15 protein-coding genes are annotated in these 14,330 nt (G+C 66.5%); 13 read left to right on the forward strand and 2 right to left on the reverse strand.

The annotated features are described in order from the left end of the window. The 6 genes from C2R25_RS15865 to C2R25_RS15890 all read left to right on the forward strand — a co-directional run bounded on the left by C2R25_RS15865 (window position 1) and on the right by C2R25_RS15890 (window position 5,667). Window positions 1-507, forward strand: coding sequence for a murein L,D-transpeptidase family protein (locus C2R25_RS15865; protein WP_103730126.1), 507 nt, complete (start codon window positions 1-3; stop codon window positions 505-507). 127 nt (window positions 508-634) lie between these two features. Then, window positions 635-1,087, forward strand: coding sequence for a MarR family winged helix-turn-helix transcriptional regulator (locus C2R25_RS15870; RefSeq protein WP_103730127.1), 453 nt, complete (start codon window positions 635-637; stop codon window positions 1,085-1,087). Continuing rightward, a complete protein-coding gene (locus C2R25_RS15875) occupies window positions 1,084-3,138 on the forward strand; it encodes an FUSC family protein (RefSeq protein ID WP_103730128.1) in 2,055 nt (684 codons plus the stop codon). Before C2R25_RS15870 ends, C2R25_RS15875 begins: the two co-directional genes overlap by 4 nt. After that, on the forward strand, window positions 3,135-3,350 hold the full coding sequence (locus tag C2R25_RS15880; RefSeq protein ID WP_103730129.1) for a DUF1656 domain-containing protein: 216 nt from the start codon (window positions 3,135-3,137) through the stop codon (window positions 3,348-3,350). The genes C2R25_RS15875 and C2R25_RS15880 overlap by 4 nt, the downstream gene beginning before the upstream one ends. After that, window positions 3,347-4,252, forward strand: coding sequence for an efflux RND transporter periplasmic adaptor subunit (locus C2R25_RS15885; RefSeq protein WP_103730130.1), 906 nt, complete (start codon window positions 3,347-3,349; stop codon window positions 4,250-4,252). Before C2R25_RS15880 ends, C2R25_RS15885 begins: the two co-directional genes overlap by 4 nt. Next, window positions 4,249-5,667 carry an efflux transporter outer membrane subunit gene (locus C2R25_RS15890; RefSeq protein ID WP_103730131.1) on the forward strand — a complete coding sequence of 473 codons (1,419 nt, stop codon included), beginning with the start codon at window positions 4,249-4,251 and terminating at the stop codon, window positions 5,665-5,667. Before C2R25_RS15885 ends, C2R25_RS15890 begins: the two co-directional genes overlap by 4 nt. Window positions 5,668-5,683: 16 nt before the next feature. Here the strand turns inward: C2R25_RS15890 and C2R25_RS15895 are convergent, their stop codons facing one another. Beyond that, entirely contained in the window at window positions 5,684-5,854 is a 171-nt protein-coding gene (locus tag C2R25_RS15895) for a DUF1674 domain-containing protein (protein ID WP_103730174.1), read from the reverse strand. A 54-nt stretch (window positions 5,855-5,908) separates the two neighbouring features. Between C2R25_RS15895 and C2R25_RS15900 the strand changes: the two genes are divergently transcribed. The 4 genes from C2R25_RS15900 to C2R25_RS15915 all read left to right on the forward strand — a co-directional run bounded on the left by C2R25_RS15900 (window position 5,909) and on the right by C2R25_RS15915 (window position 10,005). Beyond that, the gene (locus tag C2R25_RS15900; protein WP_103730132.1) at window positions 5,909-7,141 is read left to right on the forward strand and encodes an RsmB/NOP family class I SAM-dependent RNA methyltransferase; all 1,233 of its coding nucleotides are present in this window, start codon (window positions 5,909-5,911) and stop codon (window positions 7,139-7,141) included. A gap of 333 nt (window positions 7,142-7,474) precedes the next feature. After that, a complete protein-coding gene (locus tag C2R25_RS15905) occupies window positions 7,475-8,053 on the forward strand; it encodes a TetR/AcrR family transcriptional regulator (RefSeq protein ID WP_233204064.1) in 579 nt (192 codons plus the stop codon). A 160-nt stretch (window positions 8,054-8,213) separates the two neighbouring features. After that, entirely contained in the window at window positions 8,214-9,194 is a 981-nt protein-coding gene (locus C2R25_RS15910; protein ID WP_103730134.1) for a nitronate monooxygenase family protein, read from the forward strand. 28 nt (window positions 9,195-9,222) lie between these two features. Beyond that, window positions 9,223-10,005 (forward strand): enoyl-CoA hydratase-related protein, encoded by a 783-nt coding sequence (locus C2R25_RS15915; RefSeq protein ID WP_103730135.1) that lies wholly within the window; start codon window positions 9,223-9,225, stop codon window positions 10,003-10,005. 64 nt (window positions 10,006-10,069) lie between these two features. Here C2R25_RS15915 and C2R25_RS15920 read toward each other — a convergent pair whose 3' ends face one another. Then, window positions 10,070-11,314, reverse strand: coding sequence for a CaiB/BaiF CoA-transferase family protein (locus C2R25_RS15920; RefSeq protein WP_103730136.1), 1,245 nt, complete (start codon window positions 11,312-11,314; stop codon window positions 10,070-10,072). A 146-nt stretch (window positions 11,315-11,460) separates the two neighbouring features. Between C2R25_RS15920 and C2R25_RS15925 the strand changes: the two genes are divergently transcribed. From C2R25_RS15925 to C2R25_RS15935, 3 genes are all read left to right on the forward strand, one after another. Then, window positions 11,461-12,246 carry an SDR family NAD(P)-dependent oxidoreductase gene (locus C2R25_RS15925; protein WP_103730137.1) on the forward strand — a complete coding sequence of 262 codons (786 nt, stop codon included), beginning with the start codon at window positions 11,461-11,463 and terminating at the stop codon, window positions 12,244-12,246. Window positions 12,247-12,351: 105 nt separating this feature from the next. Next, a complete protein-coding gene (locus tag C2R25_RS15930) occupies window positions 12,352-12,837 on the forward strand; it encodes a VOC family protein (RefSeq protein WP_103730138.1) in 486 nt (161 codons plus the stop codon). A 111-nt stretch (window positions 12,838-12,948) separates the two neighbouring features. Beyond that, window positions 12,949-14,202: an MFS transporter gene (locus C2R25_RS15935; protein WP_103730139.1), complete on the forward strand. Its 1,254-nt coding sequence runs from the start codon at window positions 12,949-12,951 to the stop codon at window positions 14,200-14,202. Window positions 14,203-14,330: the final 128 nt, after the last annotated feature.

Below are 14,330 nucleotides of genomic sequence, written 5' to 3' on the forward strand. Positions count from 1 at the left end.
ATGCGGGGCCTGCTTCGGTTCGCCCCGCTTTTCCTGGCGCTGGCAATCGGCGGCGCCGCGACGGGAGCGCAGGAATCCTCGGCGCTCCCGCAGATCGACCTGATCCGTGTGCGCAAGGCCGCGCGGATCATGGAGCTTCACTCCGGCGGGCAAGTGGTCCGGGTGTTGCAAGACCTTCAGTTCGGTCGCGTGCCCACAGGTCACAAGCGGTTCGAAGGGGACGGTCGGACGCCCGAAGGCCGCTATACGATCGACTGGCGCAATCCGGAAAGCGCCTTTCACCTGTCCCTTCACATATCCTATCCCGGCGAGGCCGACCGTTCGTACGCCCGGGCCAGGGGGCGGTCGCCGGGCGGCATGATCATGATCCACGGGCAGCCGAACGCGTGGCCGGAAGGGCGGGTGCCGGGTGACTGGACCGATGGCTGCATCGCGATCACGAATGCTGAAATCGAAACGCTCTGGTCACTGGTGCCGGATGGTACGCCCATCGAGATCGAGCCCTAGCGCCGCGGAGGACAGCCGCGTTGCAAATAGGTCCATTGCTGCATTGTTAAAAGCAATGGCAACTCTCACTGCTTGGTAATAGTTAGGAGCCTAAGCACCGCTCCTCCTCCAAGCGCTTTCCGGAACCATGTCTGAACGATCGAAGCTCGCCAACGACCTCGCCACGCAGCTCGCGCCCGTTGCGCGCAGCTGGCGGCAGCTGGCGGATCGCATCCTCGCCTCGCTCGCGATCTCCAACTCGGCGGGTTGGGCGCTCGTCCGCCTCAAGCGGCTGGGGGCAGGGACGCGGCAGGCGGATCTTGCCCGGGCTATCGGCATTACAGAGGCGTCGCTGACGACTACAATCCGGCAGCTTGAGGCGACGGGTTTGGTGGAGCGGCTGGCGGATGAGCAGGACCGGCGCGCGAACCGGCTGCATCTGACGCAGGAAGGCACCAGGATCGCTCGCAAGGCCGACGCGCGGCTGGTGGCCCTGCGGGCTGAACTGCTGGATGGAATACCTGACGCCGATCTCGAAACGACCGTGCGCGTCATCGGCACGATCGGCGCGCGCGTGGCCGACATGCGGGCGCGGACATGAACAGGGAGGCCCTGGCACGGTGGGGCGTGCCCGCCGCCGTGTTCTCCCTCAAGGCCTTTGTGGCCGCCATGCTGGCGGCGTACATCTCGTTCTCCATCGGTCTGGAGCGGCCGTACTGGGCCTTCCTGACGGCCTACATCGTGGCGGCGCCGCTTGCGGGAGCGGTGGTCTCGAAGGCCCTGTTCCGCATCGTGGGGACCTTCATCGGAGCGGCGGCGTCCGTGATCATGGTGCCTCCCCTGGCGCACAGCCCGGAACTTCTGACCCTGGCAATCGCCGCCTGGCTGGCGCTCTGCGTGTTCGTTTCGCTGCTGGACCGCACGCCGAGGGGGTATGCCTTCGTTCTCGCGGGGTACACCGCGTGCCTCATTTCCCTGCCGGCGGTGAACACGCCCGACCTCATCTTCCACGATGCCGCCCTGCGCGTCCAGGAGATCCTGATCGGCATCCTGTGTGGCAGCCTTATCCACGGCGTGGTGTTGCCGGGGTCCGTGTCCACCTTCCTGCTCGGCCGGGTGGCCATGATGCTGCGCGACGCGGAGCGGTGGTCGCGCGATTCGCTGGAACTGGACCCTGACCCCTCGGTGGAGACCGAAAAGCGGCGTCTCGCGCAGGACGTGACGGAGCTGCACCAGCTTTCCATCCACCTGCCGTTCGAAACCAGTCGTATGGCGCCGCGCGTGCGGACGGTGCGGGCGCTCCAGGATCAGCTTTCGCAACTCATGCCGCTGGGCGCAGCCGTGGCCGACCGCATCAAGGCGCTGCGGGAAGAAAACGCGCTGACGCCCGAAGCGGAGGCGCTGCTGGCCGATACGCGGGCGTGGCTTGCCACGATCGAGGGAGACCGGGAGCAGCGGGAGCGGACGGCGGTTACACTGAAGCAGCGCTGCGCTGCGATCGAACCGGATGTCGGGCCGCAGTCGGGCTGGGGCGCGATGCTGCAGCTCAGTCTGGGCTCGCGGCTGGCAGATCTGATCGAAGCGCATCTCAACTGCCGCGACCTTGCCGCGCAAATGGGCACGATGAGCCGCAAGCCGGTGTCGACCCGCATCCCGGCGCTCCTTGAGGGACGCCGAAACCGGGAGCTTCACCGGGACTATCGTGGCGCCTTGCGGGGTGCGGCGGGGGCGGCGCTCACCATCGTGGTAGGGTGCGCCCTGTGGATCGGCAGCGGCTGGCACGACGGGGCGGCGGCGGTCATGCTCGCGGGCGTGTTCCTGGCGCTGTTCTCCGCTTCGGACAACCCGCTGCTGCCGCTGCGGCTCTTCTTCAACGGCACCGTGATCGCGACGGTCCTCGGCCTGATCTATGCCTTCGCGATACTTCCCGCGATCGACGGGTTCCCGATGCTGGCGCTAACCCTGGCGCCTCCGCTGCTGGTGCTGGGGGCGCTGATGCATTCGCCGCGCTATGCCGGTGTCGCCTTGCCGGCGCTGCTCGGGATGGGAAGCCCGTTCATTATCGCGCAGTCGTACTCCGATGATTTCGCCACCTTCCTGAACCAGGCGATCGCGCAGTTGCTGGGCACGCTTTTCGCGATTGTCATGGCCCGCCTGCTCCATACGGCCGGCCTGCAGAGCGCGATCCGGCGGACGCTCCGTGCAGGCTGGCAGGACATCGCGGATCGGGCCAATCTGGCGGGGCCACCGGATGTGCGGGGCTGGGTTAACCGGATGCTGGACCGCATCGCAGTGCTCGGCCCGCGTGTTGCGCTCACGGGTAGGCACCCGGGCGAGCCGCTCTACGACGTCCTGCGTGATCTGCGCACGGGGGTTGCCATCGCTGAGCTGCGCGAGCTGCGGCTCGGGCTTCCCGCCGCCCGGAGTGCGCCGCTCACCAGCGTACTGGCCGATGTCAGCAACTACTACCGGCGCATGAACCCTGACCGCCGGAACCCGGCCGACGTGTCCCTGCTGCGCGACATCGACAGGGCGCTGGGCCTGTTCACCCGCGATGAAAACCATGACGTGCGCCGCAAGGCCGTGCTCGCGCTCGTGTCTCTGCGGCGCAACCTCTTCCCCGAAGCCGATGCGCTGAAAGGTCAATCATGAACGGCGAGATCGCCATCTTCGGCGTCTATATGCCCACCATCCTCCTGATCGCGGTCGCCGCGTCGGCCCTGACCCTTGCACTCATGCGGGTGGCGGACTTCGTCGGCTTCTACCGTATCGTTGCCTACCGCGCGCTGGTCGACCTGTGCCTCTATGTCATCGTGTTCGGCCTGCTTTCCTTTCTTGCCATCCACTCTGGTTTCCACCCATGAAAAACCTGCTTCCCGCGATCGGCCGCAGTGCCGCCACTATCATCATCGTCATCGTCGCGGCGTTGATCGCCTACTGGATGTGGGCCCATTACGAGCGCAGCCCTTGGACGCGCGACGGTCGGGTGCGGGCTGACGTCGTACGGGTCACGCCCGATATCGGCGGCCTCGTCACCTCGGTGCAGGTTCGTGACAATCAGACCGTCAAGGCGGGTGACCTGCTGTTCGTGATCGATCGCCCGCGCTACTCACTCGCTGTGGAGCAGGCGCAGGCATCGGTCGCCAGCGCGAAGGCGACGCTTGGGCAGGCCGGCCGCGAATCCGCCCGCGACCTCGCCCTCGGCGACCTCGTGGCGACCGAGACGCGGGAGCAGAACACCGCTCGCGTTGCCACGGCCCGCGCGGCGCTGGCGGAGGCGGAATCGGCGTTGAATGCGGCGAAGCTGAACCTGGCGCGCACGCAAGTCCGCGCCTCGGTCAACGGCACGGTGACGAACCTCGACCTCCATCCAGGCGATTACGTCGCGGCCGGCACGCAGGCCATGGCACTTGTTGACGACGACTCGATCCGGGTGGAAGGCTATTTCGAGGAAACCAAGCTCCCGCTCATCCACGTCGGTGCCCCCGTTACGGTGAAGCTGATGGGAGAGGGGCAGGTGCTGAAGGGCCGGGTGGAAAGCATCGCGGCCGGCATCAACGACGAGACTCGCAGCGATGCGGGCAACCTGCTGCCGAACGTCGAGGCGACGTTCTCCTGGGTGCGTCTGGCGCAGCGTATTCCGGTGCGCGTGAAGCTGACGCACGTGCCGAAGGACGTCCGCCTGATCCTCGGACGCACGGCGACGGTCACGATCGACGAACCGACGGCGGGCAGGAAGGCTCCGGCTAACGGAGTGGCGAAGTGAGCGCGCGGCGTTGGCTATCGTCGGCGGTGCTCCCGCTCGCGCTTTCCGCCTGTGCCACCGCCGGCCCGGATTACCATCTTCCTGAGGATGCGGTTGTGAACGCACCTTCGGCTCAGGCGAACTTCACCGCTGCGAAGGGCCCCGGCTTCTCCCAGGAGCCGCTTCCCGAGCGGTGGTGGCGCCTGTATGAGGATCCCCGGCTCGACGGTCTGGTCGAACAGGCCCTTGCGGCCAATACCGATCTTCGCGTGGCGGAGGCGAACCTCGAGCGCGCCGAAGCTATCCTGCGCGAAGCAGCCGCCTCCCGCACGCTGCAGACCGGCCTTACCGGGGGCATCGACCTGTCGCGCCAGTCGGCTACCGGGCGTCCGCTGCCCGGGGTGATTACCGACAACCTCGGATTGGCGCTCAGCTATCCGCTGGACCTCAGGGGCAAGCTGCGCCGCGCGATCGAGGCGAGCGCGGCGGATCGCGAAGCTGTGGAAGCGGCGCGCGATGCCGTTCGCGTCAGTGTGGCAGCGGCGACCACGCGCGCCTACGCACAGGTCTGCGCGGCAAACTATCAGCTCGGCGTCACACAGCGGGTGGTGCAACTGCAGCGCCAGACCCTCTCCGCAACGCAGCGGTTGCAGAAGGGCGGGCGGGGGACCGCCTTCGACGTCAGCCGCGCGTCGGCGGCCGTGGAGAGCAGCGCGGCGGCTTTGCCGGCGTTTACCGCTCAACGCCAGAACGCGCTCTATCTTCTGGCCACTCTGCTGGGACGGCCCCCGGCGGAATTCCCCGCAAACGCGGCCGATTGCTCCACGCTGCCGCGCCTTGCCACCGGCGTTCCGGTAGAGGACGGCGCCGCGCTTCTGCGCCGCCGTCCCGACATTCGACAGGCGGAACGGGTCATCGCCGCCGACACAGCGCGCATCGGCGTGGCCACGGCTGACCTCTATCCGTCAGTGAGCATCGGCGGGTCGTTGGGCCTTTCCGGAAGGGCGGAAGACTTCTTCAGCGGTGACAGCTTCGGCTTCAGCCTTGGCCCGCTGCTGAGCTGGTCGTTCCCCAACCGGCCTGCGGTCCACGCCAGGATCGCGCAGGCCGACGCACAGGTGCGCGCCGATCTGGCCGGCTTCGACGGCACGGTGCTCGAAGCGCTGCGCCAGGCGGAGACGGCGATGGAGACCTACGCCCGAAACCGGGAGCGGGTGGCAGCGCTCGGCCGGGCGGCAGATGCGGCGGCCTTGTCGGCTGCACAGGCCAACAAGCTGTTCCGCTTCGGCCGGAGCGATTTTCTCGACGTCTTGAGCGCGGAGGCAAACCTCGCGACGGCACGCGTCAACCACGCAGCGGCGGAGGCCTCTCTCGTGGACGACCAGATCTCGGTCTTCCTTGCCCTTGGCGGCGGCTGGCAGCAGACGGGCGGTTAAGCCAGCGGCACCGCCGTCAGAAATCGATGGCGATGCCTTTCTGCACCCAATCGCCGTACCGGGTCGGCGAAAGGCCGTCCGGATCCTTGTCGTCCTTCGACTGGGGCGCCGGTGCGGGCGCAGGGTCGTTCGTCCAGTGAGCGGGCTTGGTGAAGCTGGCGGGACGCTGGGTTGCGCGCTTGGTCATGGCCTCCATGTGGTGCCGCTGGCAGGAAAACGCAATCCGGTATAGGGGGCGGCAATGGACATTCCCGGCCTTCCGGCGCGCCGCGCCGCACTTAACCTCATCGATGCCGTACTGCGCAGGGGCGAAACACTCGACCAGGCGGGTGGCTCTGCGCTGGCGCGCGTGAAGGGCGATGCGGATCGCGCGCTTGCCCGCGCCATTGCCGGTGAAGCGCTGCGCTGGAGGCAGGATCTTGACGAACTGATCGATTCCGCCACGCGCCTGCCGCTTGCCGAAGACGCCAAGGCTCGCGCCGTGCTGCAGATCATGCTGGCGCAGGTGCTGCGGCTGGACACGCCCCCTCACGCCGTCATCGCGACAGCCCTGCCATTGCTGATGGGCGGCCCTCGGCGCCTCGCCCATGGCGTGTTCTCCACCCTGACGAAGCGCGGCGTCACTCTGCCTGACGTGCCGACGCTGCCCGAGACCGCCACGCACCGCTGGGGCGAGCGGGCGAGCGCCATCGCGGCAGGCCTGGCCGAGCCACCACCGCTTGATCTGGCGCTGCGCGATCCATCCGCGACGGCGGAATGGGCGGAGCGTCTCGGCGGCGTTTCGCTGATGCCGGGCCATGTGCGCCTGCCGCGTGGCGCGGCGGTGGAAAGCCTCGAAGGTTTCCGCGATGGAGCCTGGTGGGTGCAGGATCTTGCGGCCAGCCTGCCTGCACGGCTGCTCGGAGCGGGGCAGGGCAGGCGCGCACTGGACCTGTGCGCCGCGCCGGGCGGAAAGACCATGCAACTGGCGGCGGCGGGCTGGCAGGTCACCGCCGTGGATAACGCGAAGCGCCGGCTGGAGCGGCTGAGGGAAAACCTGACACGCACCGGCCTTGAGGCGGACGTGGTTCTGGCGGACGCCTTTGCCTGGCAGCCGGAGGAAGGCTTCGACGCGATCCTGATCGATGCGCCGTGTACCGCCACGGGTACGGCACGCCGCCATCCCGACGTCCTTCACCGTATCGGAGAGCGGCAGATCGACGATATGGCGGAAGTCCAGAGCCGGATGCTGGCCCGGGCGAGCGGCTGGCTGAAGCCGGGCGGGACCCTGATCTACGCCGTCTGCTCCATCGAGCGGCAGGAGGGCGAGGAGCAGGCCGCGCGCGTCAGCCTGACGCCGGTTCCGATCGCAGCGGACGAACTTCCACAGGGTGTCGCTCCCGCGGAGGAGGGCTGGGTGCGGACCGATCCCGGGATGCTGGGCGATGCGGGTGGCCTGGATGGCTTTTTCATCGCCCGTTGGACGAGGGACTAACCCAAAGTTCGGGGGCTCCGCATCTCCGGCCTGTCAGCTGCGCCAAGGCTGCCCTGCGTGGCCGCCGGATTTCGCTCGATCACGGGGCTGCGCAAGTGTGCGGCAGGACCGGCACCATCAGCACCGCCAGCAGCATGGCCGTATTCATCCCGTTCACGTCTCTTTGACTCCTTGAGCCGTCCTCATTGCGCATCTAGGGGTGGGTGGCGGGGCCTCAACGGCGCAGGCCATCCTCGCACCGGCAATCACAAACCGTAAAACCGGCAGGACACAGTGGCGAGCCCCGAACAGACATCCCCCCTCCCTGTACGACGCCGCCGCAGCTCGGAAGAGGTGGCAGACCGTATCCTCGAAGCGGCTGCCGAAGAATTCGAACAGTCCGGCTACGCGGGGGCGACAACGGCGGCAATCGCGCGGCGCGCAGGTGTGACGGAAGCGCAGATATTCCGCCTTCATGCCTCGAAACAGGCGCTTTTCCGGGCGGCGATCTTCACGCCCCTGAACCGCCACTTCGCGGATTTTCAGGCGCGCTCCGCCAGCGACCCCGGCAAGGGGCGCGATGTCGCGGCGGCCTACATCGGCGAATTGCAGGAGTTCATGGCGAGGCACGCGCGCATGTTCCTCTCGCTGCTGGTGACGAATGCCTACTCGCCCGAGGCGTCGGCAGGGATCGACGCGCTCGATGGTCTGCAGGACTACTTCCGACAGGGCGAGGCCATGTCGCAGCGGAGGCTGGGCGAAAACCCCCCGGTGGCGCCCGAGCTCATGGTGCGCATCGCCTTTGCTGCCGTGCTGGCGAACCAGATGTTCCGTGAGTGGCTTTTCCCCGCCGGCATGGCGACTGACGACGAGATCAGGGACGCGATCGCCGCCTTCGTCATTCAGGGGATCGAGGTGAACGGCCCGGTCTGACGTGAGCGCCGATGGTCAGGCAGGCCCGCGACTGGCTTCGCTGCGGCGATGGTCAAGCGCTCTGCTCGCAGGGTGAACGCCGCCGTCTTGAAGGGCTGCGCGCCATCGCATAGCCCACCGGCAAGGGCGGATCCGTCCACCAGAGGGAGCAGCGAAGACCATGCCATTCAAGACCCGCATTACCGATAGGCTCGGGATCGAGCATCCCATCGTTCAAGGCGGTATGCAAGGTGTGGGCTATGCCGAACTGGCAAGCGCCGTGTCCAACGCAGGCGGCCTCGGCACGCTCACCGCACTGACGCAGCCCAGCCCGGCTGCCCTGCGCGAAGAGATCGAGCGGTGCCGGGCAATGACCGACAAGCCCTTCGCCGTGAACATCACTGTCCTGCCGACGATCCTTCCGCCCGATTACAAGGCCTACGCAGAGGCGGTGATCGAAGGCGGCGTGAAGATCATCGAGACGGCCGGCACGCAGCAGGTCCGGGAGATTTGGGAGATGGTCAAGCCGCACGGCATCACCGTGCTTCACAAGTGCACCGCTGTACGCCACGCGCTCTCGGCCGAGCGCCATGGATGCGACATCATCTCGATCGACGGCTTCGAATGCGCGGGTCACCCGGGCGAGGACGACATTCCCGGCCTGATTCTGATCCCAAGCGCAGCGGATAAGGTGAAGATCCCCATGCTCGCCTCTGGCGGCATCGGCGACGGACGCGGTCTGGTCGCGGCTCTGGCCCTCGGCGCCGAGGGCATCAACATGGGCACACGCTTCTGCGCGACCAAGGAAGCGCCGATCCACGACAACGTGAAGGCCAAGTACGTCGAGAACGACGAACGCGGCACCAATCTCATCTTCCGCAAGTTCAAGAACACCGCCCGGGTTGGCAAGAACGAGGTGTCGGACGAAGTCGTGGCGATCTCGGAACGCCCCGATTCACGCTTCGAGGACATTCGCCATCTGGTCGCCGGCGCGGTGGGCCGCGAACTCCTGCAGACAGGGGACCTCACGAAGGGCATTTTCTGGGCCGGGATGGTTCAGGGGTTGATCCATGACGTTCCGACCTGCAAGGAACTCATCGACCGGATCATGGGGGAGGCCGAGGCGATCGTGAAGGATCGGCTAGGAGCCATGCTCGCCTGACCAGTCCAACCGCTGGAGAGGACTTTCAATGAGTTACGAGCACATCCTCTATTCGCTGGAGGAGGGCGTGGCGCGGATCTCGCTCAACGACCCGAAGACCATGAACGGGGTTACCGAAGCGATGGGCCACGAAATGGTCGATGCGCTCGACATCGCGGCGCGCGATGCACGTGCCGTGCTCCTGACGGGTGAAGGGAAGGCCTTCTGCTCGGGTGCGAATCTCGCTGCGGCGCAGGATATGCTGAGCGATCCCATGCGCGACGTTGGCGGCATGCTGGATCGTGCGTTCAACCCGGTGATCATGGCGATCAAGGCTATGGAGCAGCCGGTTATCACGGCCATCCGCGGCCCGGCTGCCGGCTATGGTGCAGGGCTGGCGGCCGCCGGCGATGTCGTCCTGATGGCGGAAGGATCGTACTTTTTCTGCGCGTTCTGCCACGTCGGTCTCGTTCCCGATGGCGGCGCCACGTACCTTCTTTCGCAGGCCGTGGGACGGGTGCGCGCCATGCAGATGATGCTGCTCGGCGAAAAGGTGGACGCGCGCACTGCACTGGATTGGGGGCTGGCCACCAAGGTCGTGGCTGACGAAGATCTGGACGGCGAGGCGATGGCGCTGGCCAGGCGGCTGGCGAGCGGGCCTCGATCACTCGGCCTCATCAAGCGCATGGCGTGGGATGCGCTGGACTCCACCCTTGAGACGGCGCTCCAGGCGGAACGTCGCGGACAGCAGATGGCCGGCCGGACGGAGGACTTCCTGGAGGGAGTGAACTCCTTCATCGAAAAGCGGAAACCCGTTTTCAAAGGCCGTTGACACGCGAAAGGCGCGGGCACGGTAAAGAACAAGGGCCGTAGCGCAAACCGCGGCCCCTAGTTCTTCAGATGACCTGTGCGTCACGGAGCGCCTTCACACGCTCTTCGTCGTAGCCGATTTCGGCCAAGATCGCGTCGGTGTGCTCTCCCAGCATGGGTGGGGCGAGCCGAATCGTGGCGGGGCTTGCCGACATCTTGGCTAGCGGGCTGGCGATGAGGTCTACTGAGCCGCTCTCCGCGAACGCGTGGGGGGTCGTGGCGCGCAGCTGTCGGTGCTGCACCTGGGGATCTTCCCAGACATCCGCCAGTTCGTTGTAGCGCGCCGCCGGGATGCCGGCTTCATCCAGCATGGCCTGCATGTCGGCGGCGGAGAAATCGCGGCTCCACGTGTTGATGATGTCCATCAGTTCGGCGCGGTTGGTCTTCCCGCGCTTCAGGTTGGTGTCGAAGCGTGGGTCTTCGTTCAGTTCCGGCTGCTTCATCACCACGGTGAGGCGGCGCCAGTGCTCGTCCGTCCCGGCAGTCAGGTAGATGATGCCGTCCGCGCAATGGATGAGATCGGCCGGGCCGCCCCCGTTCCCCCCGTTCCCGAGGCGGGGCGGCGCGTTTCCGCTGATGAGGTAGTCCTGCATGATGTGGCTCACCATCGCCACCGAACTGTCGAGCAGGGCGATGTCGATGTACTGCCCCTCTCCCGTCGCGTTGCGGTGCATCAGTGCTCCCATGACGGCGAGGGCGGTGTTGTGGCCCGTCATGAAGTCCACCAGGCTCGGGCCGGTCTTGAGGGGGCCCGCGCCCGGCTGGCCTTCGGGAACGCCGGTGACGGCCATCATGCCGCCGGTGGCCTGAAACAGGCCATCGTAGCCCGGCAGCGCGGCCATGGGGCCCGTTTGCCCGAAGCCGGTGACCGAGCAGTAGATGAGGCGCGGGTTGATGGCCTTCAGGCTCTCGTAGTCGAGGCCGAAGCGCTTCAGGTCACCGACCTTGTAGTTCTCGATCAGGACGTCGGCGGTCTTGACGAGATCGCGCAGCACCTCCTGCCCCTCCGGCCTCGCGTGGTTGAGGGTGATGGACCGTTTGTTGCGGTTGGAAACGGTGAAGAAGCTGGATTGGCGTGTCTCGATTCCGTCCTTCCCCGGAACCCAGGAGAAGCCGTAGCCGCGCCCGTCGTCACCGATCAGGGGCCGCTCGACCTTGATGACGTCCGCTCCGAGGTCACCGAGGATCTGGGCACCGACGGGAGCGGCAAAGACGCGGCTCATGTCGATGACGCGAATGCCTTCGAGGGCGGCTTTGGAAGTGGTTGTCATGTCGTGTCAGTCGCTTGTTCAGGGTGTCCATCTGACTACCCGGCCCATGGACGGGAGCAAGGCGGCGCGCGCCAATACCGCCCCGGCGGTTCGACGCTTCACGGCCTCGCGGCTAACACCGAAGGGCAACGGCGGAGGATCTTGAAGTGAAGGTAGCGATCATCACGGGCGCGGGCAGCGGCATCGGGTTGGAAACTGCCAGGATCCTGCACCGCGAAGGCTTCGCGATCGTGGGCGTCGGGCGCTCCAAGGACAAGCTCGCCACCCTCGAAGCCGCGATCGGCAACCCCGATCATGTGCTGGCGATCAGCGCCGACGTGACCGATCCGGCGGCACCGAAGGAGATCGTGGACCAGGCCGTGTCCCGCTTCGGTCGCATAGACGCGCTGGTCAACAACGCGGGCGTCGGCAGCCCCAAGCCTTTGGACGAGACGGATGACGCGACCCTTGACGGGTTTCTCGACATCATGCTCGTGGCTCCTTTCCGCCTCTGCCGGGAGGTGATTCCGCACCTGGAAGAGGGGGCAAGCGTGGTGAACGTGACCAGCACCTTCGCCCATATCGGCGGCCGGCGCGGCGGTGCCTATTCAGCGGCCAAGGGAGGGCTCAAGTCCCTGACCGAGCACATGGCCTGTGAATACGGACCGCGCGGTATCCGCTCGAACTGCGTGGCGCCCGGGGTGACGATGACGGACATGGTGCGCCATCGCTTCGAGGATGAAGGGTTCAGGCGCAACAACGTGGAAACCACGCCTTACCCGCGCCTTGCCCAGCCGGAGGACGTGGCCTCCGTCATCGCCTTCCTCTGCCTTCCGGGAAGTGAGATGATCAACGGCCAGTCGATCGTGGTGGACGGCGGCTGGACGGCGACGAAGTACCTGTCCCCGCGCGTGACGCGCACCACCTGGGTCGAGCCGGACGAATCCGCGTAAGGCACGCTGGCGGCCGGTGCCCTGATCCCTCACAGACAAGCATCGGGCGTTGTCATGAGAAAGCGTCTCCCGATAGCCTGCGCTGAAAAGGCAAGGGAGAAAGCCATGATCCGCGGCATTCATCACATCGGCATGAACTGCCGCGACCTGAAACGGATGAAGCGGTTCTACTGCGAGGCGCTCGGCTTTGAACCCGTGGATGAAGAGGGCTTCGGCTGGGCCGATGAGCCGGTGATGGACCATATCACCGATGTTCGCGGCTCGGCGGCCCGAGGGTGCATGCTGAGAGCAGGCACCTGCTATATCGAAATGTTCGAGTATAGTGCCCCTCCTTCCGATCTCGCGCGTCCGCTTCGCCCGAACGACCGTGGCTACACGCATTTCAGCATCGACGTGACGGACATCGCACAGGATATCGAGCACCTGATAGCCTGCGGCATGACCTTCAACGAAAGGGATTTCGTCGATGTCGGGCATGTGAAAACGCTCTACGGCTACGACCCGGAAGGGAACGTGATCGAAGTGCAGCAATGTGCCCCGGGCAACGGTTTCACCCTCGAAGAACTGCGTGCCGCGGTCCTGTCGGCCTGACGCAGGTCCCCCGCATCGCCGGGGCGACGTTGGATCGCGTGCATTTGTCTTCAGAGACGCCGCAGGGCAGGTTCCGGCTGTCGCGCCTGCTGACAGGGCCGGGAGAGAAACTTGCTCGAGGAAAACCTGACGGCGCGGGAGGAGTTTGGCCGCCACTGGCGCATGGTCGTCGCAGCGGCGGTGGGCTTCTCCTTCACGTCGGTCGTGACGGCGTCCACCGGCCTCTTCATCGGTCCCATCAGCCGCGAGTTCGGCTGGAGCATCACGCTGGCCGCCTCCGGCGTGTCGATAACCGCGGTCCTCACGTTCCTGTTCTCGCCGCTGTTCGGCCTGTTCATCGACAAGTGGGGCGTGCGCCGCATGGCGCTGCCCGGCCTCCTTCTGATGGGGCTGGTGATAGCGTCGCTGAGCCTGCTCGACGGTTCGGTTTGGCAGTGGTTCGCGATATGGACGTTCTATTCGCTCGCCGCGCTGATGACAAAGTCTACCGTTTGGACGGCATCGGCAAATAGCACCTTCAGGGCAGGCCGGGGCATAGCCCTTGGGCTGGTGCTGTCGGGGGCAGCCCTAGCTCAGGCCTTCACGCCGGTCATCGCGGAGTACCTCATCCGCCAGTACGGCTGGCGGCTGGCATTCGTCTACCTCGCGGCGGGCTGGGGTATCCTTGCCGTGACGGTGTGCTTCTCCTGGCTGCGGGACGGCTACGAGATCGGACGAGAGGCGGGCCAGACGCGCGGCGGCCCTCTGCTGGACGTTCCCGGGCTGACCGTGCGCGAGGCACTGCGCAACGGCGCTGTCCTGCGTGTTGCGGCATCGACGTTCCTTGTCATGATGGTGACGATCGGACTGGTCGTACACCAGTTCCGCATCCTTACCGGTTCCGGGTTCAGCCCCCAGACAGCGGCACTCGCGTCGGTTCCGGCCGGGCTGGCGGGCATCGCCGGAAAACTGATCACTGGCGCTCTGTTGGACCGCTATCCCGCCCGGTGGGTCGGTGGGCTGACGATCGGCGTGTCGGCGGTGACGTTTGCTGCCCTGCTCATCCCGCACGCGCCTGTATGGATGGTGGTCGGCGCCCTGGTCGTCAACGGCTACGCCAGTGGGACGAAGCTGCAGCTCGTCGGGTACCTGACTGCGGCTTATACGGGCATGCGGCAGTTCGGCGCGATCTTCGGACTCATGGCCAGCCTGATCGCGGCCGGGTCGGGGCTTGGCCCGGTTCTGGGGGGATGGATCTACGATACCTGGCAGAATTACGATGTGGGGCTTTGGGCAGGCCTTCTGCTGACGCTCATCAGTTCATGGTTGCTGCTGGGGCTGCCGGCTTATCCGGACTGGAGCGAGCGTCGCGGGGCGCAGGGCTGATCCTGCCTGACGCACGCGCGCGAAGCCCGATACTCTCTGTTACAAGCGGATCGTTGCGAAGAGCAGACAACGCGCCTAATGAGCGGGCGATCTGCGGGCCCGCATGGGACGGCCGCTTTTGCAATGGA

Source organism: Novosphingobium sp. HII-3 (genome assembly GCF_002916655.1).
In the GTDB taxonomy this organism is placed as follows: domain Bacteria; phylum Pseudomonadota; class Alphaproteobacteria; order Sphingomonadales; family Sphingomonadaceae; genus Novosphingobium; species Novosphingobium panipatense.